The organism is Acinetobacter sp. 16, assembly GCF_033439925.1.
GTDB classification, from domain to species: Bacteria; Pseudomonadota; Gammaproteobacteria; order Pseudomonadales; family Moraxellaceae; genus Acinetobacter; species Acinetobacter junii.
The window spans coordinates 86711-109399 of sequence record NZ_CP137747.1 but is presented as its reverse complement, the minus strand read 5'-3'; the positions used below and the strand labels follow the sequence as shown (position 1 = coordinate 109399).

The following is a 22689-nucleotide window of genomic DNA, read 5'->3' as shown; positions in this document are numbered from 1 at the left end:
GAGTAATCTATCATATTTTTAAAAAATACATATATTCATTTTTTAAAAATCATAAAAGACCATCTAAGTAGTCTTCAGACACAACTTGATTAATTAACTCTTGATCCGACATAGGCGTTTTGCTTTGCTCCAATACCGCCTCACGTACTCGAACCATTTCAATACTTGAACGAGATGGCCTGTAATAAGGCAACTCCCCCCATGCTCGTCCTGCCCTACCATAATGTCTTGAAGCAGTCTCTATACTTGCATGTCCAAACCATGCAGCAATTTCATCAAGCTTCCACTTGGCTTTCTTTCGATTAGCTACGGCTTGATGGCGTGTGCTGTAAATAGTTGCGTTCGCTTTATTTGCCTCTATTTCCTCAACCAAGCCTTGCTTTTTATTTTTATAGAACTCATTACATATACGATAAAGCTTGCTTTGGAGTGAATCCATATAGGCTTGGCATAACGCATATTGGATTGCGCCGTGCTTATCCACATAACTTTCAATCACTGCTGTATTTAATGCCTTGAACAAGACGGCGTTATTTCCGTTCTCGGAATCCAAACCGTCTACTGTATTTCCACCAGATACGGTATTCACTGAATCATCGTGCGCCGTGTCTAGTTGCTTAAGTTCTGGACTGATTATTTCATTTTGACTGATAGTTTTGGATTGACTGATAGTTTTGGATTGACTGATAGTTTTGGATTGACTGATAGTTTTGGATTGACTGATAGTTTCAGATCGGCTGAAAGTTTTATCGCTTTGTTGGGAATCAACTTGCCCATTACTTCCGTCTACTGGATTTTTACCGTTGTCTGGATTTATTCCGTTGTCGGTATCTCCTAGACCGTCCTCGCCGTGCAATTTTCTTCCGCTTTCGGTATTGCTTCCGTCTACTGGATTAATTCCGTTAATGGTATCTGTACCGTTGGCGGTCACTCCTTGCAGCTCAGAACGCCGTGCGCTATTTATGGCTGCGTCACCTATTGTTCTATTTTGTGCGCCGTGATTGGCTACGTCACCTGCAATTCCGTCACCAGTATTAATTCCGTTGATGGTCTCTCCGTTATCGGAAGACCTATTCAAAATATCGCCGTGCGAACCTAGACCATGTATTCCGTCTTTGGTTTTAATTCCGTTAATGGGATCTCCGTTGATGGAATCACCACTCAAATTATCGCCGTGTGCCTCTGACCCATTTATACCGTTAGTGGTCTTTGTTCCGTTAATGGGAACTCCGTTATTGGGATCTTCGTTAATGGTGGTTCGTTGGCTATTCACACCATAATATTCATATAAAAACTCATCAGGTTCTCTACTAGATATATAGAGTTTGTATTGCTCACCTGTATCTGCACTTAGTTGGCTAAGTATCTTTCGAGCTTTGTTTTCTAGTTCTTTGTCCAGTAGCTTCTTAAACCCTAGAATTATTCTTAACTGGCTTTTTAATTTTTCACGATCATCTTCAAGCAGATCCAGTATCCGTATTTCACCATTCGCCCTACCATTTGAATGCTTGCCATTATCGACAACTAAACATAAGCACTTCTTTTCTACATCACATGCCAATCTTAAACTTAGCCACTCTACAGGTCTCAAGCCTAGTAACATATTAGCTTCAAGAAAGCACTTAAGCATCACACCCAATTTAGATCCTATAACCTCGTTTTGCGTCTTCCCAACATGCTCATAGAGGTCTCTAGGAAAATATTTCAGTTTGCTGCTACTGGATCTTTTCGGTTGCTTTTGATCTGTATTAATACGTTCTACATTTTTCAAACTTTCAAAAAAACGTGCTGCTTTGGGCAAAGATAAGATTTTATTTCCTGTTCTACCCTGATCCAACAGGATTACGCTCAATCTGTAAATGACAGCAGCTCGATACTGCCTAAAGGTTGAGTCTCTATACTCATTATTAGAATATTCAGCTATGAGGTTATTAACCACATTATTCATGGCTGCTTCTGGATTATTGACAATATTATCTTTTTCGCCGTATTTGATTAATAATTTATTCCAAACGTTAGTATATCTTAAAGCAGTTCTATTTGAATAATTTTGCGCTCGTTCAACGAGTCCTTTAATACTTTTTGGATACGCTTGTGCTTTAATATCATATTCTGAGTTTACGGTCATATTTTGTTCTACCTTAAGCCAACCAGTGATCTTAATGTTCAAAAAATTGAGCTTCTCATGCGCCCAATCATCAATCGTTTCAAAATAGTTATAGGCTCAAAAGACAGTCAATTTATCAACTGCTCGCTCGTTACCCAATTTTTAATCTACGATTGCTTGCACAATCATACCTAAGATTACTTAAAAAAAGTATTCTTTGTTCTCGAATCATCTGGTATCACGGTTACGCAAAAAAAATTATTTTCTTTTTTATTATTTGCATTGGTTTAAAAATTAAAATTCAACTTGAATAACTTATAAATTTTTATATTATTACTTTAATAAATTTATTTTTTAAAATATCAGAATAACTGATTATAAAATTGAGACTTAAGAGATCAGAGGTGGTCCCACATGTTTGAACAACTAAAAGCTTATTTATAAGTGATACTCTGCTCTAGTTAAGCTACCTTATTTTGTTGTGGTAGCTGGTCATAGTAAAACTCATCTGGAGTCATTTTGTCCAGACTCGAATGAGGTCGTTTCAAATTATAAAATTCAAAATATGCGTTTAATTGCTTCTTCGCATCCAAAACATTGCTGTAGGCTTTGAGATACACCTCTTCATATTTAACGCTCCGCCATAATCGTTCAACCATCACATTATCAACCCATCGACCTTTACCATCCATACTGATTTGAATGCCATTTGATTTCAATACATCAATAAATGCATCACTGGTAAACTGACTGCCTTGGTCTGTATTAAATATTTCAGGTCGACCATATTTTTCAATAGCTTCATTTAATGTTTCTATGCAAAATGTAACCTCCATACTAATCGATACTCTATGCGCAAGTACCTTGCGGCTATGCCAATCAATCACAGCACATAAATAAACAAAGCCTTTTGCCATAGGGATATACGTTATATCCGTAGACCACACTTGATTACTGCGCTGAATAGCCAATCCTTTGAGCAGATATGGATATTTGCGGTGAGCTTGATTAGCCTGGCTTAAATTTGGTTTGCAATATAACGCATTAATGCCCATTTTCTTCATTAAAGTACGTGTATGACGTCGTCCTATATGATGTCCTTGACGATTCAACAAATCACGCATCATACGGCTACCTGCAAAAGGATATTGCATATGTAATTCATCCATACACCGCATCAGCTTCAGATCTGATGCACTCGCAGGTTTTGGGCGATAATAATAACAACCACGGGAGACTTTCAGCAGCTTAGCTTGCTTAGATACTGAAATCTGAAGTGAGTCGTCGATTAACTTTTGTGGTTGAAGCGGCCCAGTTTCTTCAACACACCTTCTAAAAAATCAATTTCTAATGCTTGCTCACCAATTTTTGCATGTAGTTTTTTTAGATCGATGGGTGGTTCTGTTGGAGCTTTTGATTGATCGAAAGCTTGCGAGGAAGCTGAAATTAATTGATTTTTCCAGTCGATAATTTGGTTTTGATGAACATCAAATTCAGCACTCAATTCAGCAAGTGTTTTTTCTGCTTTAATCGCAGCAAGTGCTACCTTAGCTTTAAAATCATTTGAATGATTTCTTCTTGGTCTACGTGCCATAAAATACTCCATATATTGATGTTTATAACATCATTTGGGGAGCAAAATATCACTTATAAGTGTTGTTCAAATTTCCTGATCCACCTCTATCAATCAATAATTATTAGAAATATTTATATTTGTATAATTGTTTCATTCTAATTTCTTATTAAAATTAAATTTAATTTGTCCTTGATTGCCCCTTATTGTTCTCAAAATTCAGTAACGAATAAAATTTTGGTTTCTATTGAACGTTAATTGCATTGTTCTGCTATACAAAAATTATAAATGGCAGAGATTTCGCAAGTATTACGCCTAAGATTTCAATGTTGCGTACCTAATTTCGAGTTTTTTGAAATAAATTGACATGGTTTTGAGGTCATAAAGTATCGAAGAAAACACCATGAGCATTTGATATGCCATACTTTTAGGTCAAAGATTTTTATTTTTTAATACTATATATTTTTTAAAATTTAGAATTTATACTTAGCTTACCAAGATGCTCGGTTGCACTTGGCTAACAATTATAGAATCAAAAATGGTGTACACATGAAAAAAGTACCAATGTCCATGTTGAAGCTCTTTTCAACATTCTCAGTAGTATTAGCATTAACAGGCTGTCAGAGTTACTACTATGTACCCTCACCAAAATTTGATGTTGAATCACCATTAGGTGTATTAAGTAAAGCTGCTCAGGATGCTGTAGCAGAACAACAGACTTACGCCCTGACTCAACGCCAATACTTAGATAACCTTGCCATCACTAATTCAAACATCAATAAAGATGTATTGGTTGTGGACTTTGTAGGGGATTCACAAACTCTACTTCAAAGTGTGGCTTACAGATTTGGTTATCGTTTCATTGAAGCAGGCAACATTCGCCAACTACCTATTGTCAATTTCCATAAGCGCAAAATGACAGGTGCAGATCTTGTAAAAGATACAGCACTCCAATTAGGTAACGCTGCAACTGTTGAATTTGATTCGCAGTCTAAAACCATCACATTAATCCATCGTTAAAAGGGGGATTCGTAATGGCTGACTTACCGAATTATCAGTTCTACTTAGAACAAACGCCAATTATTGTTTCTCAATCAGATTCAGCAAAACAAGCTGAAAATACAGCTCGTGTTGAAGCGATTCAAACGATTGTACGAGAAGCTGCAACCCGTAACGCTCTACGTGCTCGTCTTCAAGAAATTTCAAATGTTGTTAAAGCGAACGACCGCAAATTAGATACGGTTTATAACTTTCAACCTTTAATGATCAATACAATTGTTGTACCGCCTGTCATTGTTGAGGCACACAATATTAGTGATGTAGGCAATGCACGGACTTTCTCCGTCTTGGGTACACGTTACGAAATTAAAGAGAATGCCCGTTTTTCTCATTTACCACCAAACTGGAGAGACTATCTAAACTTTAATGTTGAGTCTTATCAGGTGGGAGTGGATTCATTACCTAACGAACTTAAACCGAAGAACCAACAGGAAAAGAAAGCATTTCAAAATGCTATGGATCGTGGAATAGAGGATGGTGTCAAAGAAGCTGATGCCATCTTTTCACATCAGCTTAACCGTTTAAATCAAACTTTTATCGGGATGCTGAAGTTCCATCAATTCCGAATGAACGGAAAAATAACGATGCCTGTAATTGCGAGAACAAACATTTCTCTCGCAGGTGGTGGAAATGCCCTGATGCTTAATCAGTCAAACTTCCAGATTACCGAGTTACCTCGATTCGTTAATGATCCATCGTATTGGAAAGCCAATACTCTTTCGATTGTTTCACGGTCAGAAGTTAAACAACCTGTCCAAACTTCTACAGTAAGTGAATCTGATACCCCTGTAGCTATCGAGACTCAATAGTATGGATAATAGTATGCCTACTGAACTGCCTGAACAGGAAGTAATTGATATTCCTGATAGCTATTATCAGTCAGGGAATGTAGCTACGATTCCTGAAAAAGTGCTCAAAAAGCATGGTTATGAAATGCTTCTGCATGACACCATCCGTGTTGATAATTTTGAACTTACATCTGAAACTGATGTACGAAAAATTTTAACCATTGCCGAGCACTTTAAAGCCAGTGATATTTTTGCCTTGTCTGGTCGCCCTATTCTTATTCGTAGATATGGCAGGCTCTATGCTCTGACATATACGAATATTAAAGGGATCGAATTAGATTGTTTCCTCACAACGATTAATGGTTCTGAGGCACTTTCTTCAATTAGACGAGGCATTGGCCTTAATTTCGCTTACTCATGCTCCTTGTTCGACCCTAACTCCTCTGAGGGTATAGGAGGATTTGTGGCAGAAGATAGTGAAAATGGTAATACCAACGTTATTGCTGTTGACCGCAATAAAGTTGTATTCCGCTGCAATATTTCTGCATGTATGGATCTTACGGGAAATACCTCATTCCAGATCGTAATGCGCTTGATCCCATCAAAGCCACCGAAATATTCAGATATTGGTGTTGAACTAGAATACCTACTGAAGTGTATCCCTCGTATTGGTATTGTTTACATGGCAGGTGAAACAGGTTCGGGAAAATCTACAACTCTTTCTTCATTCATCCGCTACATACTTGAAGAAGATACTCACATTCAAGGCAACATCATCACAATCGAAGAACCTATTGAGTTCCGTTATAACGAGATTCAAAGTAGACATTCGGTTATTTCTCAAAGCCAAGTACCAGAGCATTTTTCTTCTTTTGCCCTCGCTGTAAGAGAAGCTATGAGACGTAAGCCTGCATTATTGTTGGTAGGTGAATTACGGGATCAAGAGTCATTTTCTGCTGCAATTGAACTGTCACAAACAGGCCACCCCGTACTTTCTACTGTTCACAGTAATGATGTGGCAAATATCTTACCTCGTATTTTGGCTCTTGTTCCAAAAGAGCAGCAAAACCGAAAACTCACAGAAACAATCGCTACAGCTCATGCCTTAATTGCTCAACGTCTGGTTGAAACTATTGATGGTAAACAAATGGCTGTAAGAGAAACATTGTTTATGACCAAAGATTTCAGAAGCAAGTTACTTGACATAGCAATTAGTGATGATGGTTTTTCGGGTGTGGTTAAAGAAATACGCTCAGTTATGAATCAGCCAACTGGTACGGCATTTTCATCACCTAATTTTGAAGTACAGGCTCATAAACTACTTGCTGAAAATAGAATTACGCAGGCAGGTTTTGATGCACTACTTGCATAGCATAGGAGAGTTTAATGGAAGAAAAAAATAACAGTTATATGGATTGGGGTAAGACAAGGCTCATTCCTCAACTTTATAAAATCAACGTTTTAGTACTGTTTTTCATTGTTCTTGGTGCAATGTTCTTCAATAAAGTTAGCTTTATTTTATATGGAGCGATCATTGCACTACCTATTTGCTATTGCATCGAGAATATTTGGAAGATCCCCTATTCATTCGTATTTCAATACATTCGGTGTTTCCTATTTGGGAAAGTTAAGACACCAAAAAGAAGATAAGATTTTAAGACATTGGAGAATTATATGAGTAAATCATTAGTTGTTGGCGTGGACGATGGCCATGATGGAATTAAGATCTACAATGGCGAGTTAGCTATTCAATTCAGAATGCCCTCCCGTGTGGCCATTGGTGCAACAATCATGGGCGATCCCGATGATGTCAATAGAAAGATTATCAGCGTAAATGGCAATAAATACACTGTTGATGAGTTTTGTTCAGAGCACATTGACACACGTACCGAAGATTATCCAGTCAGCGAAGCCAATATCGCACTTGTATATCAAGCTTTAGATAAAGCATTCGGTAAAGATTATCGTGATTTTAAAATTGCTACTGGCCTACCTCTAAACCGATTCTATGGAGGTCAGGATGGTACAAAAAATGTTGACTTAATCAAAAATAAAACAAACAACCTAATGATTAATCTACGTGATAAATCAGTCTTTAACTTATATGAAGCTTCTAACAATTTAGATCCAATTTCCATTTCTAAGCACATTGTCTTATCTGAAGCGCAATGCGCCTACTTTGACGCACTAATGACAGATAAGGGGAAAAAAACTGATTTGTATGATGACTTATTTGAGGGAGGATGTGCCGTAATTGATATTGGTGGACGAACCACTGATATTGCCGTAATTAATCCTCAAGGTGGAACTATGCAAACTTCACGTTGTGGAACACTTGATGTTGGCATCATTACTCTTAAATCAATACTCAATCAAAACATTAAAGCTAAATTGAAGATGTCATCAGACATATCAGACTGGCGATTAAACAAAGCTTTAGACAGTGGTACGTTATCGATTGGCAAAGAGAGTCACGATGTATCAGACTTAATCTCTCAAGCTAAAGACAAAGTTATCGAGCAGATCATCAATAAAGTTAAAGTGCATGTAAGAGACGGAAAGGATCTAGGTGCAGTTCTGCTTGTTGGTGGCGGTTCTATCACGCTAGGTGAACAACTTACCAATAAACTTGAATACAACAACATACAGATCGTAAAAGACCCTGAATTCGCTAACGCTAGAGGCATGTATAAATGTGCTGCGTTTATGGCAAGAATCTAACTTGAGGTGAAGCCATGCCTCAACCTCACAGATTAAGAGTTTCGGTTAGTTTAGACAAATTGCCAACAAGACAAAGGGAATTTCTTTTGTCCTTTTTAAAGGTCAATAATTTTGATGCAGGCAAATTATACAGTCACCTAATCTATTACTTTTTCACTCATCCCACAAAAAGTTCAGTTAGTAATATCGTGGGTTTTCTTGGCAGCAGCAAAGATAAAGTGACACTTAATTTTAATAGTGAAGTAATGGTCAAATTTTTATCAGAACGCAAGCAGACGGATAGAGAAATCTACTGTCTGTCAGCACTGTATGAAATGTCAAACTATCTGGCCTACATGATCTCGCAGTACTTTACAGCTTTGGAGATCCGCAAAGATCCAATTGCCACCGCAAAATTAGAAAATGAAGTTTTCCAATTAGGTTGTGGATCTTTTCTAAATCTATTCATTGACCTAATGAGAGATGAGGAATTCAAACGGAATACTATTGTTATGAGTGCAAGCTTTAACCACGAAAATCTACAAACCGCTTTGCTGATTAATAGTTATACAGAGCAACTTGATTCAGAAGAAATTGTTGCTGTGCAGCAGATCCACTTAGAAGAAACCAAAACAGAAAATGATGTCACTCCATCAGATGACTGGAATCACATCTCTATTGCTTAGGGTTTAGGTAAACCATGAATCAACATAATCACAGAACCTCAGATTCAAGTACAGATACATTGATCATCGTAGGTGCAATTATATTCGTCACTGTGGGCTTCTTTTGGGGAGCATGGCACTATGGCAGTGTAGCTATAGTTAAAATTACTCGAACTCTATTTGGTATCATTGAACTTCCATTTTGGTATTTGCAGCTATTAATTAAGAAGATCACCAATAGTGATGCTTCAATATTGAATTTTACAACCAATACAATCAGCAAATTGTGTTATCCAGATCCCAACCATTACTTAAACCCTTTAATGAATTGCACAGTCAATATAAAAGCAATTCCTTTTAACTTTTACTATATCAACAATCTGTTTCCATCTATGTTGATTGCAGGAGCACTGATTGGATATGTCTGGTACAAACATAGTAAAAACCTTGTTGATATTCCAGACACCCGTTACGTCAAAGACCACGACCTTGAATCGTTAATTCTCGAATTAAGCGTGCTCTACCCTCACCTTAAATACATTTCATATTTCGTTCAATCGAAAGTTCCAAACGATAAAGGCTTTTACAGATTAATGCTTTCTCCTAGAGAGTTTGTTCTGGAGTACAAGCTCGTTTCTGGTTTTAGAAAGTATGAAATTGAGTCAATTGCAGATTTCAACGATGAACAGAATTTTGGTTCTTCACCCAAAGATGATGTGTATCCGTTACTTGATGAAAAGCAATTTGAAAAGGAAATGTATATCCAGTTAGGAGATTTATTAAATTCTCCAAAGGATTTGACGGACGGGGAAATTAATTTATTTGCTATCTTCCTGCCAGTAGCATGTGCCACTGATGAAAATATGTCTGATAAAGAATTTAAGTCGATCTTGAAAAATAAGGATCAAGTTTTAGATTATTTTTGGCATGTAGCCTACAAACAGTTAACCACTGATAAAAAGTTTATCAACCCTCAAAATCTCAAACCTAGAAGTTACCAGTCATTTAACCGAAAAAAACTGGAAAAAACAGTTTCTAAATATTGGAATCATCCTGTCGCTCAAGAAATTTTCAGCCAACATGCTTATGCGAGAACAGCTCTGATCGCCACAATTTACAGAGCCAGAATGTTGGGTGTAATTGCACCCTGCGAATTACGTTGGTTGCGTATGTATGACAGAAATTTATGGGCTTTGGTGCAAAGCGTAGGTAGACCAAGTGTTTTCGTTGAACAATTAGCAGCTTTCTCTCATTACACATCAGAATGCTATTACAAAAGAAAGAAAGTATCTCCAGACTTCAGTTATGGATGGCTTGGCCTCAATGAAGCTCTTAAGCGATACAAATACAAACAGCCTGATATATATCTCAATCACCACACCCCACAAATTGAATCAGCTCAGGCTTTGGATTCAGTAAAAATCACTACAGCCTCATCATAGAAATATTTATTTTTCGGATATATGTTTTTTTTAAAATGAGTTATCATTATTTCAATCTTGTTATAAAACCAAACAAAAGGTTTCAAAATGACTAATAGAACACTTGGGAATCAAACTACTCAATCCCAATTATCAATTAAAAGTTTAATCATTGGATTATTGATAGCTGCATTCTTGTTTGCAATCGTCTATTTTTTAGTTCTAAAAAAAGCTGATACATCCTCAAATACAAGCTCACAGCAACACTCAGTTGCAGCTGAAAGCAAGGACTACAGCAAAGAATTGCATACCAACTTGGCACGTCTAGGCACGATCTCAGAAGTCAATAAAATACAAGGTAATCTTCTTGCTTGGACGATCCTAATCAATGGCACGCCTCAAGTTGTCTTTACCACACCTGATGAAAAAGTCGTGATCACAGGTAACGCATTTGATGTAAACACTATGGATAGCGTGAGTCTTCCACTTCTCCAAGCAGCGCAACAAAAATACGGAAATGGCACGCCTGAAAATCCAAGCAATTTAGGTACACCATTAGGTCAGGAACAAGTATCCGTAGATTTTGCCGAAATTGTGGGAGAATGGAACAAACCTGCTCCTGCTGCAATTGAAGTACTGGCTAAACTTAAAGGTGCAAAAGAGGGTAAAGGATCTGATACTGACACTCTATATGTGCTTTATGATCCACGCTGCCCAAACTGCCACGAAGCATACCGTGCTACACGCAAATATGTTGAAAAGGGATATTCAATCAAATGGATTCCTACAGTATTGTTAAAACAATCAGATGATGGCTATAAACTTGCAGCTGCAACATTACATGATCCAAGTTTGTTGAATAAAGCATTCTCTAAAGACACTACAGGCCTACCTGAAGCTACAGCAGCGGACAAAAAAGCTATCGATGAGAATCAGGCATTCTTGGTGCAAGCCACTCAACAAAGTACTAATAGTAATACCATTGCAGTACCAACCGCTTTCTACTTAAACAAAAAGACTGGTCAACCAAAAATGGCTACTGGCCTCTCTGATGCAAGTATCCTTGAAATGATCTTTGGTAAAATCTGAGAGGTATTATCGCCATGAAATTATTTAATAAAAAAGCTAAAGTAAAAGTGCCTGCAACTTCTCATCAACCATTATCACAATCTAATATTCATGCTGTCAGTAATCCAACTGAAGATGTTGCAAAAATTTTATCAGTAAAAATTGAATTTGAAGATAATTGCACCATTGAGAATTCATCACCCAAATTAGTATCAGTTCCTTTACCGAATGTACCCTCGTTTGATTATGGAATAGACTTCGACAACTTTGATAAGCAAAGTAATTCTGATGAACAAGGTATCCCCTTTCGGATCATTTCATTCAAACCATTTATACTCATTTCAAATGTCTTGGATAATAGTGGCGAACCCAAAAAGTTCTCGCTTGCTTCGATAAAATTAAAAGTTTATCCAAGCCAAATCATCAAAGATGATGCAGATTGGTATGATGATGCAGAGATTAAACAGTACATTCAAGATCAATGGTCTCAGGTATTCGATGAAATTTCTGACGCATACAATTTAGGATCTCAAGTTAAATATCCCGTTAATATGATCTCTGGCCAGAACTATCCTCCAGTAGGATCAGCAGTAATTCCTGCGACACCAAGAACCTTTTCTATATTCGGGTACACGTTTACCCCTATTCAGTTAGTGTTAATGGTAATTACTGCAATATTATTAATTTACGTTGCACTTGCAGTCGCCAACAAGTACAGCGCAAACAACCAATCAGCAAGTGGACAGAATCTTTATTCAAACGCATCGATTGATAAGCAGGTGCAGATTGCTGAAGACGTAGTTGCTAAAGTTCAAGATCGGATGGGTGTACCTAAATTAGCTCAAAGCGATCTAGGCTGCTTACAAGAAGTTAATTAAACACTGAGCTGCACTTTTTAGCATTAACATAGGACATTTTTGGAGAATTATATGGATTTGATACTTCAAAAAGAAATATTGAGTGCAATGGCCAAGAAGAACCCACGTTTGTCTAGTGCCATAAAACGATTAACTGATTTAAAAGATATTTCAATTGGTACTTGCGTATTTATGGGTTTACCCGTAGAAGACTATGAATCGTTTGATAGTAGATTTTCGATTTGTAATGGCTATTTATTGTGCCTTTACGAGTCTGAACTGTGTACTCAAGCTGAATACAACGTATTAATGAATACCTTAAGTGAGATCTATGAGCTGAAAACGGGTGACAAAGGCTTATTTTATAATGGTGATGATGAAACCATAAAAGATGCTCAATTCCCTGAAACGCTTTTAAAACGTCACTGAAATTCAATTTTAGTAAAATTTACATGAGTTACTTATGGAAAGAAAGGAACGCCGAAAATCAACTTTAGAGGAATATTACAAGGATATTAAAAACTTAATATCATTAAACTCTAAAACATTTAACTTTTCACAGTTAGAAGATGGTTTCTTTACAAGTAATAAAGACCAAAGCATTTATCTTTTGAAAGGTGGAAAGTCCAACCTTGCAAACCCTCTCGATTCTGATAAGAAGTATCCACTGTTTAGTGATGATCAAATTTCTGAGATCATTACTTTCTTTGATACTTCAATATGGATTGTTGAAAGACGTTTACCTATTCAGTCATATAGTCGGGCAATTACTCAAAACTTTGACCTAGAGTTCGACTTACCTGCGGAATTTATTATTGCTTTAGCAATTTTAAACAAACTTGAATTTTCAAAAATTCAAAGTCAATTCCACATCGATGGAACGTCACATCTAATTGAGGCGACTCGCCAAAAGTCACGTCTTATCTGTGATGTCTATGACCAGAAGATCTTTGATGAAATGATCTTTCAAGGTAATCGCAGCATCGATGATCCTGAGACAGCAACTTATGCCGAACGACTCATCGTAACTGGCCATGAGCATATCATCACAACTTTAAGACTTTATTCAAATCTGGATGAATACGTGAATTACGTTAAACAGGGGGCAAACGATAATTCGATCAGTAAATTACTTGATATTCGTAAATGTGATGTTAAACGTCTTCGTCAGTATGCCAATATCGAGAAATTATTACTGGATGACAATAGATCAGCCAGAAGCAGGAAACTAAAAACAGAAATTGAACGTATTCTGGATAATGTTTGTTATGAATGGGTTACTGAAGTAGCTCAATCTAAAGGGATAAGCGAACATAAAGCCTTAAAAAATATCATCACAGAACATAAAAAACTTATCCAACAAAAATCTGAACCAGAATTGGAGCAAAAATAATGAGTGCATTACCTCCTCATATTATCGATGCGCTTGAAGAACTTAAAGATGATGAAATTGAAATTGCTTCTTCCAATGCGCTTAAAGTACGTGCATGGCTTTACCTTTTAAGGTTTTTAAGCTCGTTCAATTACTTTTACGACAAAAAGAACCCCTACTCATCAATTGAATTATCGACCCAACAAGCAAGTTTATTTGCATTTGGAATAGACGATAATAATCCAGAAAATTTTCTTTTCTTTTGTCAGGATGCGGATTTCTGGTGGCTTAATGAGATCCAGATAGAGTATGCAACCTTTATTGAAAATTATCTGGTCATTAAGTTCCCACCACTTGATTATGAAAATAAAAATATCAAAAGTGATAATAAAATTTCAATCCGCAGTCTGACTGTAAGTATCCCCTTAAGCGATATGTACATAGATTATTTAAGTTCAAAAAAAGATACTTTTAAGAACATGATCTTAGGTCAAATTAAGAAATCTTCCAATGGGTTCAACAAGCTTGAAATCGAACACTTTTCGGATCGTCCAATTCCAGTAATTCATCAGAAAACTGCAATAACCAAGCAACATTTCAAAGCGAATACGACACGCTTTCTATAGGCCAGAAAAATGGATTATGTCACTCTTATTGAAGTTTTTCGGAGTAACCTAATAGATAAGGGATTACTACTAGATCGTTTAACCTATTCAAATAGCCCTTTACACCGTAGAGATATTTTGGCTTGCTCTGAAATGCTTAACAAAGCAATCATGGTTTACCATGAAATGATTGAAAATGATGCTATCGCTCCATCAGAATTTATAGATTCAGAATCTTATTTACTACGGAATCAAGTTTATAAAAAAGAAATAAATGAAAATAATTTAAAAAAAACAATAATTTATGTGTTTCACCATATTTCACCTAATTCATTAACTACTGAATTTTCACAATGTTTAGGTACTCTAAATTCACCTAACGTTTTTGGTCAAGCCTCACCCCTGAATTTACAAGGTGTACTACTTAATATTTTTGAAGTAGTTAATTCAAACTTCATATTTCCTGCTTGGTGTAATGTTTTTTACATCAATGGGCAGAAGAATCGTGCCATTCCTAATATTGCATTGAGTTCCATAGAACCTCAACTGAGCAATGCAATTGATTTCTTTCCAGATGCAATAGAAACACTAAAATCGCTATATTCTATTCAATTAAGTGACATTGAACTGAATATTGATGATGTGTTTATAAGGTCATAATCTGGAAAACTTTCATAAATGAAATTTTTTTAAGAAAAATACTTTCATTAATTTTATATCTAAGTTATTCTTTGACTATCGGTGGTGGATGAGCAATGTGCATGAGTTCACCCTATTTCAAAAGGATAAAAAGATGCAAAAAATCACTGCAAAAGATTCAGGAATCCTTGCTATCGGTAATAGTAAAGGTGGTGTAGGTAAGAGTACGTTCTCAGTTCATTGTGCTTTTTTCTTTGCTGAGAAAGGCTACAAAGTTGCCTTGATCGATTTAGATAATCAGGGTAATAGTTCTAAACATTTATTAAAATACAATAAAGAAGCCTCTTTACCTGCTTATGTAAAAAAATCGGATACGAACACAGTCTTAAAAGGCAATGCTGTGGATCTATTCCTAAGTGAATTGTCAGACTCACAGTTATCTATCAATAGTGGTGCAATTGCTGTATTCCAACCAAATCTAGCATTGGCTAATATTAACAACAGTATCGATACTGAAAAAACGGCTACTTTTAAAGAAAATATATCTAAACTACTGAAACATAAAACAATTATTATCTTTGATACTCCACCAACTTTAGGAAATCTATTGCTTATTCCTTTGTCCGTATCTCATCTGGTTGTTATGCCAACATTATTAAAAAGTTATGCCGTTGATGGTATTTCAGAATATATTGCTTTTGCACAAAAAATTAAAAAAGCTATGAACCCTGATCTGATCTTGGGAGGCGTTGTACCTAATTTAGTAAATAAAAAATCTGAAGTACAAAAAACTGCTTTGGCAGATCTTAACCGTGATGGAAAAGCTTCAAACCTTATCTATTTAGAAAATGATTCCATTCTTCATTTCACGGAAAAAAATGTAATCGAAGAAGCAGCTGAGCTTGGGATCGCTACATGGCATATCCAAAAGAATTCGACCAGACCAGTTAAAAAGACATTCTTTACCCTTTTCAAGCAAATTTCAAAACAGCTCAAACTTGCTGCTGACAAGTAATAGGAGAATCGACATGAACTTACTAGACGTTATCACTGGAAGCAATGAGCCAGAAAAGGGCGCAAAAACAATGGAGTCAATTGAGGTGGATTTGCACCTCATTGAAGAAGATCCATTAAACCCACGCAAATTTCTATCAGATAAAGATGAAGACGAAATGGTGGAAAGCATCAAGGATCGTGGAATATTGCAAGCTATCGTCATTATTCCCCATCCTGATGATGCTACACGCTATATTGTAAAAGATGGCAACAGACGCAGAAGAAACGCACTCAGAGCAGGTTTAAAAACGATTCCTGCCGTGATTAAAGCAGAGTTCTCTGAATTAGATCAGTTGACTGCAAATGTCATGCGTAAAGACATGACAATCTTTGATCTCAGTCACAGTATCAATCGCCTGATCACCAACAAAATTGCCAAGCAGAAGCAAATTGGCCTTGCTTTAGGCTTTAATGAGGCAAAAACAAGTAAAGTAGCTTCGCTAACTAAAGACGTTCACCAGAGCATTATTGATAATCTTGAATGGATGCACAATCAAGGAATGTGTAAAGATTTCTCAGCCATGTATGAAATTGCGAACCTTTCTAAAGAACATCCAGATGAAGTTATCAAATGGGTAGAAAAATTTGCTGCTTCAGGTAAATCTCTTGGTATGCCTGAAGTGAAAAAGCTCAAAAATCAATTTGTCATTGATGAAGAAAAAGACAATAAAGAAACTACCAAAGCTCCTGACTACAATGAAAAAGTGATCATTGATATTACCGTGAAAGGTAAAGACAGTCTTGATCGTATTTCATTATTGTCTCAAGGTAAAATTAAAGATGAGGAAGAAAGAGTGGAAGTTCTTAACGATCTGGCAGAGTTAATCAACGATCTTAAAATTATCCAAAAACAATATAAATAATATTATTAAAAAAAAATACCTCCGTAAAAAGGAGGTTTTTTTTAGGTAATGTATTAACAATAATATTCAACAGCCATATCAGAGTATAGGTAACTCAAGCTTACAAATGTCTCTAACAATTTAATACTACCCAAAGACATTCCCTCTCCAGTGATCGATACAAGCTTCTCATCAGGACGTATTTGAATCAACACATCGGTACATTCAGTTTCTATATGTGGTTCATTGAAAAGTATTGTTCTGTTCTGATCTATAGGACTTACAAACGTTTCATAGATTGCAATCATCGGATGCTTTGTTTCGAGTACTTCATTATCCTTTTGAACAAAGAACTCATAACCATCAGCTAGTCTCAACAAATTGTATGCCAAGAAAAAGATCTTACCATGCACTATCTCTACAATATCATCGTGCTTTGCTGTAAGTAGTGCAGATGTGGGATGGATAAGGAACTCATAACCCGATCCTGAATAAAAAGTCTCACTTTCAACAAAGACTTTAATCACAGATTTTGGTCTTTCAATTTGAATAATTACTCTTTTTTCAGGAGTTTGAGGATAGTAAATTTGAAAAGAAAGAAATTGGTCAGAGGTGGTCCCACATGTTTGAACAACTAAAAGCTTATTTATAAGTGATACTCTGCTCTAGTTAAGCTACCTTATTTTGTTGTGGTAGCTGGTCATAGTAAAACTCATCTGGAGTCATTTTGTCCAGACTCGAATGAGGTCGTTTCAAATTATAAAATTCAAAATATGCGTTTAATTGCTTCTTCGCATCCAAAACATTGCTGTAGGCTTTGAGATACACCTCTTCATATTTAACGCTCCGCCATAATCGTTCAACCATCACATTATCAACCCATCGACCTTTACCATCCATACTGATTTGAATGCCATTTGATTTCAATACATCAATAAATGCATCACTGGTAAACTGACTGCCTTGGTCTGTATTAAATATTTCAGGTCGACCATATTTTTCAATAGCTTCATTTAATGTTTCTATGCAAAATGTAACCTCCATACTAATCGATACTCTATGCGCAAGTACCTTGCGGCTATGCCAATCAATCACAGCACATAAATAAACAAAGCCTTTTGCCATAGGGATATACGTTATATCCGTAGACCACACTTGATTACTGCGCTGAATAGCCAATCCTTTGAGCAGATATGGATATTTGCGGTGAGCTTGATTAGCCTGGCTTAAATTTGGTTTGCAATATAACGCATTAATGCCCATTTTCTTCATTAAAGTACGTGTATGACGTCGTCCTATATGATGTCCTTGACGATTCAACAAATCACGCATCATACGGCTACCTGCAAAAGGATATTGCATATGTAATTCATCCATACACCGCATCAGCTTCAGATCTGATGCACTCGCAGGTTTTGGGCGATAATAATAACAACCACGGGAGACTTTCAGCAGCTTAGCTTGCTTAGATACTGAAATCTGAAGTGAGTCGTCGATTAACTTTTGTGGTTGAAGCGGCCCAGTTTCTTCAACACACCTTCTAAAAAATCAATTTCTAATGCTTGCTCACCAATTTTTGCATGTAGTTTTTTTAGATCGATGGGTGGTTCTGTTGGAGCTTTTGATTGATCGAAAGCTTGCGAGGAAGCTGAAATTAATTGATTTTTCCAGTCGATAATTTGGTTTTGATGAACATCAAATTCAGCACTCAATTCAGCAAGTGTTTTTTCTGCTTTAATCGCAGCAAGTGCTACCTTAGCTTTAAAATCATTTGAATGATTTCTTCTTGGTCTACGTGCCATAAAATACTCCATATATTGATGTTTATAACATCATTTGGGGAGCAAAATATCACTTATAAGTGTTGTTCAAATTTCCTGATCCACCTCTGTCATCATCTTCAAAAGGATCTAGTATCACTAAATCCTTTTGGATTAAACGATCAGCAACTAAACCATCTACGAAAGATTTTATAAAATCATTCTGCATACTGGAGAGATCTAATTTCTCAACTTCTGGTACGTTGCCAATCTTAAACATTTTCTTATCCTTTTTAACTATTTCTGTTCAAGTAGTTTTGCTGCCTTATATGGTTTCAAAGCGATTAGATCCACTTTACAAGCTGCACCTGCTGTAAGTGCATCAGCTCCCCCCATTGGAGAATTTATTGCATTTATCTTATTGCAGATTTGGTAGACAGAGTTCACAGCACTCATAGAATTATTCCATGCTGCATCTTTACTTTTTGCAGTATTAGAAGCCTTTATTGTCTCGGCTAAGCCATTTAGTTTTTTCTCAATACCTGCATAACATTGGATTGTATAAGCCATTCACCGTTTCAGCCAGAGCATTATCGTATGAATCACCCGTTGTACCGACTGATGCTCGTAAATTTGCTGCTTCTAAACGATTGGTATAGCGAATGGAAAGATATTGCACACCTCTGTCGGAATGATGAATCACATTCTTTGGCATGCCTCGATCATGCAATGCTTGCTCCAGTGCATCAAGTACCATATCTGTATTCATCCGTGTTGATACTTTCCATCCAACAATTGTTCGCGAGAACACATCAATAATAAATGCGGTGTAGACCCAGCCTGAATGAGTTTGAATATACGTGAAGTCAGCGACCCACAGCTGGTCAGGATGATCTGCATTAAAATTGCGTTTTACTAAGTCATCTGCTCGTTTTTGATCATCTCGGCTACGGGTGGTTTGTTTATTCTTACCACGCCAAACACCTTGTATACCTAGCTTCTGCATCAATCGAGCAACTGTACAACGTGCGATAACATAACCTTCACGTTTCAATTGTTGCCAGACCTTACGCACACCATATCGACCTAAACTTTCTTTCCAAATACGTTTGATTTGCTCTGCATGATGTAAATCATGCAGAGCACGTTTCGCTCGATGTTCTGGGTTATCAACGAGATCTAAAGCCCGATAATAGGTCGAAGCTGCAATCGGTAAAATTCTACAAATCGCTTCAACACCATATCGATCTTTATTGTTCTGGATAAAATCCACCATTATTTGTGTGGGCGGTCGAGCTCCGCCTGGGCGAAAAAAGCGGCTGCTTTGCGTAGAATTTCATTGGCACGCTTTAATTCTTTAATTTCACGTTCCATTTGCTTCATTTTTTCTTGGTCAGATTTCTGTTGTACTTTGGCAGGATTTAGTTGATCCATATGCTTTAAATACCAAACACGCAATGTTTCAGGAGTACAACCGATTTTAGGAGCAATAGCTGTGATTGCTGCCCAAGTAGAAGGATAATCTTTTTCAGATTCAATTAGTAATTGAACCGCTCTTTCTCTAATTTCGGGGGTATAGTTTGGTTTTTTCATCGGAATAGTCTCTCAGAATATTGAGTCTCCGACAAACCTGGTACGGTTCACTGTTGCACCACCTACAGTTAATCCAATTCGCAGGCCAGAAATAGCACCATCCAATTGAGTTAGTACGATATGCAAAACATTACCTGTTGTTTGCATTCGAGTAATAGCATCAACATTATTGGTCGCACTAGACCCAACAAACGTATCGATAAAGACTCGCATCGTTTTCATAACTAAAGTTGTATTAGCATCTTCTACATCAGCTGCTATACGTTTATATGAAACGTCTTCACTTGTAAGATCCTCTGGAATTAAGTTTTCCATATCAGACGTAGACAAGTTAGTTACAACTGTAGGGGTTTTCATGTAATCATTAATGGCCATATCCATTTGACGAACGAGAACGTTATACATAACTTTCTCTTTTTCACTAGATACACCCTCACGATTCATCCGTTGTAAGTCAGGATTAGTACCACGATATATGACTTTAGCTTTAGCATCATAAATATCTTTCTGGAACTCACCCATTTGTCTTTTAGCTAATGCAACCTGAGTCCAACCTTTTTGAGCATAGTAATCAAGTGTTTTTTGGATATATGAGTTTTGCTGCGAAGTTAAATAATTCGTGATTTCGGAATCCGTTCTCGCTATCTCATCTGTGATTATTTTATCAAGGACAAGCGGATCAAATCGTTGTTTAAAGATCGTTGCATAAGACTCAGGACTTTCTGCCAAATCAGGAAAATTATTGACATAAGCTGTAATCGCAGTATTCAACCGACTAATACCCTGAAATTTTAAATTCTGAATATTCAGAATCATTCTTGTCTTATAGGTTTTATAATCATCCAAATCAGGATTCTGAGTTAAATACTTAATATTAGTACCTAACGCTGAAGCATTAGTAACAATATAGTCAGAGCTACCACAAATTGCTCCAAAATATCCTTGATCTAAATATTTATTATTATCAACAAGTTCACCATGAAATATATTTTCACCGCCAACAGTTTTAATATAACTTCTTGAACCATCAGGATAGACTTTTTCGCCTATTGAAGCATCTGGACTGAAATTAGCATTCAATACCCTTGTACATTGATACTGACGTATTTTCTGCAACGCAAAGGCTCTATATCCATAGGGATCATAGTTGTCAATGGAAGCAAAACTTGGTGATGGATTCTGAATAGCAGTCTGGAGGAATTCTCGATTCGCTTTATTGGTCATTCCATTAGATGCCAGTACAATCATCAATAAGAGAATGTTAATAACACTATAGAGAGATACGGTAGGTAATAAGAAAACCACCGCAGTAATAAAGCGAATTACAACCCATCCCTTTTTACTTCCTTGTCCAAATACTTCTCCATCTTGAGCAGTGTGCATCACAGAAGAAAAGATTAGACATAGAAAAAGGAAAGCAGCAGCTACAAGTCCCATGTGCCCTAAAGCACCAAATAACACAGGGGCAAGTTCGCCACTAGGCGGTGCAGTTGCAGCAGGTGAGTTTCCTGTTACAAACGCTTGAATGAAATCGTGGCCAAAAATTTTGCCTAGTAACGCAACAGCAGCATCATTCTGACAGGTACTATCAGATGAAAACGGGCAGTATATACTCATTAATGTTATCCTTTTTTATCCTAGCAAATAAATTGTCTAGGCTTACAAGTAGCTCTACTATCTTGTTAATTGGAGTAAAGAATACGCATAAAAACGGACTTTCTTTACTATAGGCAATATTAATTTAAATTTTAGTAATACACAATTTTTAAAAATTTTGGAGCAATTATTTTTTTGTTGAGATTCTAATCATTTTTTAAAGCACTTTGAAAAATAAAGTATTACAATCAATTGATACGAGTTGTATAGTAGTGTTTAATGTAAAACTTAATGTTAAGTTTTAGCGTCTATTAATTTAAAAATTTATGTTTACAACTAATGAGTTAGGAAGAATCAATATCTTTAGAGGTTACGGGTATGTATTGTAGTACCAAATCATATACAAACTTACTTGCATCGATTGTTGATATGCAACAATCTGCACCTTTAAATACAATGCACGCTAATCAGATCCTAAGTTATGCAATGCAGGCAGGAAATGATAACAAGCTGAATAAAGTTTTAGAACACAGGATACAGCATGGTCTCAAGGATGTTGACAATAGCTCTGTTGCCTTAAAGCATCAAATCATCAATGATAAAGTTTTGGTCAACCTGAAACGAGAACGTACAGCTCTGAATGAAGCAAACAATCTCGTTTTTGAGACTGCCCTTGCCTTTATGAAAGATCCTTCACTTGAAAAAGTTAATGATGAATCTCTGACTAAAACTTTACAATGTATCAAGAATCTTAACTGCGAACGCTCAGCAAAAATTGATTTCGTGAGATCAACAAAAGAGAACGTACTGGCATTCGTACCAGAAAGCCAAAAATTCTCAGTTGAGAAGCAAATTGTTTCTAAACATAGAGAAATTGAAAGAGATAGCACAACCACCCAAAAAGTTGTATTAAAATCTACTATTGAAAACAGCTTTAATCCGCAACGATAAACTTAAGATATGACCGTAGATCGGCATGGAGGTTACA

At 36.4% G+C, this 22689-nt stretch carries 22 protein-coding genes, 1 pseudogene and 1 other annotated feature; of the genes and pseudogenes, 15 read left to right on the top strand and 8 right to left on the bottom strand.

Annotated features, from left to right (window positions below):
- Window positions 1-49: 49 nt before the first annotated feature.
- Together R2H34_RS17175 and R2H34_RS17170 are read right to left on the bottom strand one after the other, a co-directional pair.
- Window positions 50-2128: an integrase gene (locus tag R2H34_RS17175; RefSeq protein WP_240016373.1), complete on the bottom strand. Its 2079-nt coding sequence runs from the start codon at window positions 2126-2128 to the stop codon at window positions 50-52.
- 440 nt (window positions 2129-2568) lie between these two features.
- Window positions 2569-3713, bottom strand: a protein-coding gene (locus R2H34_RS17170) for an IS3 family transposase (RefSeq protein ID WP_115613877.1) whose coding sequence is annotated in 2 segments (ribosomal slippage) — window positions 2569-3449 and window positions 3449-3713 — 1146 coding nt in all. Because the reading frame shifts where the segments join, the coding sequence is not laid out codon by codon here.
- Window positions 3714-4229: 516 nt separating this feature from the next.
- Here R2H34_RS17170 and R2H34_RS17165 point away from each other — a divergent pair.
- From R2H34_RS17165 to R2H34_RS17100, 14 genes are all read left to right on the top strand, one after another.
- Window positions 4230-4700 (top strand): DotD/TraH family lipoprotein, encoded by a 471-nt coding sequence (locus R2H34_RS17165; protein WP_044424294.1) that lies wholly within the window; start codon window positions 4230-4232, stop codon window positions 4698-4700.
- Between the two features lie 14 nt (window positions 4701-4714).
- Window positions 4715-5548: a type IV secretory system conjugative DNA transfer family protein gene (locus R2H34_RS17160; RefSeq protein ID WP_061403616.1), complete on the top strand. Its 834-nt coding sequence runs from the start codon at window positions 4715-4717 to the stop codon at window positions 5546-5548.
- A 13-nt stretch (window positions 5549-5561) separates the two neighbouring features.
- A complete protein-coding gene (locus tag R2H34_RS17155) occupies window positions 5562-6899 on the top strand; it encodes an ATPase, T2SS/T4P/T4SS family (RefSeq protein ID WP_225761876.1) in 1338 nt (445 codons plus the stop codon).
- A gap of 302 nt (window positions 6900-7201) precedes the next feature.
- Window positions 7202-8248, top strand: a complete 1047-nt coding sequence (parM, locus tag R2H34_RS17150) for a ParM/StbA family protein (protein ID WP_227552800.1) — start codon at window positions 7202-7204, stop codon at window positions 8246-8248.
- Between the two features lie 14 nt (window positions 8249-8262).
- Window positions 8263-8913: a hypothetical protein gene (locus tag R2H34_RS17145; RefSeq protein WP_240016375.1), complete on the top strand. Its 651-nt coding sequence runs from the start codon at window positions 8263-8265 to the stop codon at window positions 8911-8913.
- A gap of 14 nt (window positions 8914-8927) precedes the next feature.
- Window positions 8928-10334 carry a hypothetical protein gene (locus R2H34_RS17140; protein WP_240016376.1) on the top strand — a complete coding sequence of 469 codons (1407 nt, stop codon included), beginning with the start codon at window positions 8928-8930 and terminating at the stop codon, window positions 10332-10334.
- A gap of 87 nt (window positions 10335-10421) precedes the next feature.
- Window positions 10422-11402 carry a hypothetical protein gene (locus R2H34_RS17135; RefSeq protein ID WP_153518780.1) on the top strand — a complete coding sequence of 327 codons (981 nt, stop codon included), beginning with the start codon at window positions 10422-10424 and terminating at the stop codon, window positions 11400-11402.
- A gap of 14 nt (window positions 11403-11416) precedes the next feature.
- Complete coding sequence (locus R2H34_RS17130; protein ID WP_240016377.1) at window positions 11417-12259, top strand: hypothetical protein; 843 nt, start codon at window positions 11417-11419, stop codon at window positions 12257-12259.
- A 51-nt stretch (window positions 12260-12310) separates the two neighbouring features.
- Window positions 12311-12667 (top strand): hypothetical protein, encoded by a 357-nt coding sequence (locus tag R2H34_RS17125; RefSeq protein ID WP_240016378.1) that lies wholly within the window; start codon window positions 12311-12313, stop codon window positions 12665-12667.
- 34 nt (window positions 12668-12701) lie between these two features.
- Window positions 12702-13631 carry a hypothetical protein gene (locus tag R2H34_RS17120; RefSeq protein WP_044424288.1) on the top strand — a complete coding sequence of 310 codons (930 nt, stop codon included), beginning with the start codon at window positions 12702-12704 and terminating at the stop codon, window positions 13629-13631.
- Window positions 13631-14236: a hypothetical protein gene (locus R2H34_RS17115; protein ID WP_044424287.1), complete on the top strand. Its 606-nt coding sequence runs from the start codon at window positions 13631-13633 to the stop codon at window positions 14234-14236. The genes R2H34_RS17120 and R2H34_RS17115 overlap by 1 nt, the downstream gene beginning before the upstream one ends.
- A gap of 9 nt (window positions 14237-14245) precedes the next feature.
- Window positions 14246-14875, top strand: coding sequence for a hypothetical protein (locus R2H34_RS17110; RefSeq protein ID WP_240016379.1), 630 nt, complete (start codon window positions 14246-14248; stop codon window positions 14873-14875).
- 133 nt (window positions 14876-15008) lie between these two features.
- Window positions 15009-15869, top strand: a complete 861-nt coding sequence (locus tag R2H34_RS17105) for a ParA family protein (RefSeq protein WP_044424285.1) — start codon at window positions 15009-15011, stop codon at window positions 15867-15869.
- Window positions 15870-15882: 13 nt separating this feature from the next.
- On the top strand, window positions 15883-16773 hold the full coding sequence (locus tag R2H34_RS17100) for a ParB/RepB/Spo0J family partition protein (protein WP_061403608.1): 891 nt from the start codon (window positions 15883-15885) through the stop codon (window positions 16771-16773).
- A 53-nt stretch (window positions 16774-16826) separates the two neighbouring features.
- Here the strand turns inward: R2H34_RS17100 and R2H34_RS17095 are convergent, their stop codons facing one another.
- The 6 genes and pseudogenes from R2H34_RS17095 to R2H34_RS17070 all read right to left on the bottom strand — a co-directional run bounded on the left by R2H34_RS17095 (window position 16827) and on the right by R2H34_RS17070 (window position 21722).
- On the bottom strand, window positions 16827-17132 hold the full coding sequence (locus tag R2H34_RS17095) for a hypothetical protein (RefSeq protein ID WP_318342574.1): 306 nt from the start codon (window positions 17130-17132) through the stop codon (window positions 16827-16829).
- 289 nt (window positions 17133-17421) lie between these two features.
- Window positions 17422-18566, bottom strand: a protein-coding gene (locus R2H34_RS17090; protein ID WP_115613877.1) for an IS3 family transposase whose coding sequence is annotated in 2 segments (ribosomal slippage) — window positions 17422-18302 and window positions 18302-18566 — 1146 coding nt in all. Because the reading frame shifts where the segments join, the coding sequence is not laid out codon by codon here.
- A 37-nt stretch (window positions 18567-18603) separates the two neighbouring features.
- On the bottom strand, window positions 18604-18792 hold the full coding sequence (locus R2H34_RS17085; protein WP_318342573.1) for a hypothetical protein: 189 nt from the start codon (window positions 18790-18792) through the stop codon (window positions 18604-18606).
- A 17-nt stretch (window positions 18793-18809) separates the two neighbouring features.
- Window positions 18810-19082, bottom strand: coding sequence for a hypothetical protein (locus R2H34_RS17080; protein ID WP_318342572.1), 273 nt, complete (start codon window positions 19080-19082; stop codon window positions 18810-18812).
- Window positions 19051-20105: pseudogene (locus R2H34_RS17075) on the bottom strand (IS3 family transposase); the annotation flags it as partial. The pseudogene R2H34_RS17075 and the gene R2H34_RS17080, both read right to left, overlap by 32 nt.
- Window positions 19714-19830 (bottom strand) — a sequence feature (AL1L pseudoknot). (Overlaps the previous pseudogene by 117 nt.)
- A gap of 12 nt (window positions 20106-20117) precedes the next feature.
- The gene (locus tag R2H34_RS17070) at window positions 20118-21722 is read right to left on the bottom strand and encodes a hypothetical protein (RefSeq protein ID WP_318342571.1); all 1605 of its coding nucleotides are present in this window, start codon (window positions 21720-21722) and stop codon (window positions 20118-20120) included.
- A 408-nt stretch (window positions 21723-22130) separates the two neighbouring features.
- On the opposite strand from R2H34_RS17070, the gene R2H34_RS17065 reads away from it, so the two are divergent.
- Entirely contained in the window at window positions 22131-22652 is a 522-nt protein-coding gene (locus tag R2H34_RS17065) for a hypothetical protein (protein ID WP_225761870.1), read from the top strand.
- Window positions 22653-22689: the final 37 nt, after the last annotated feature.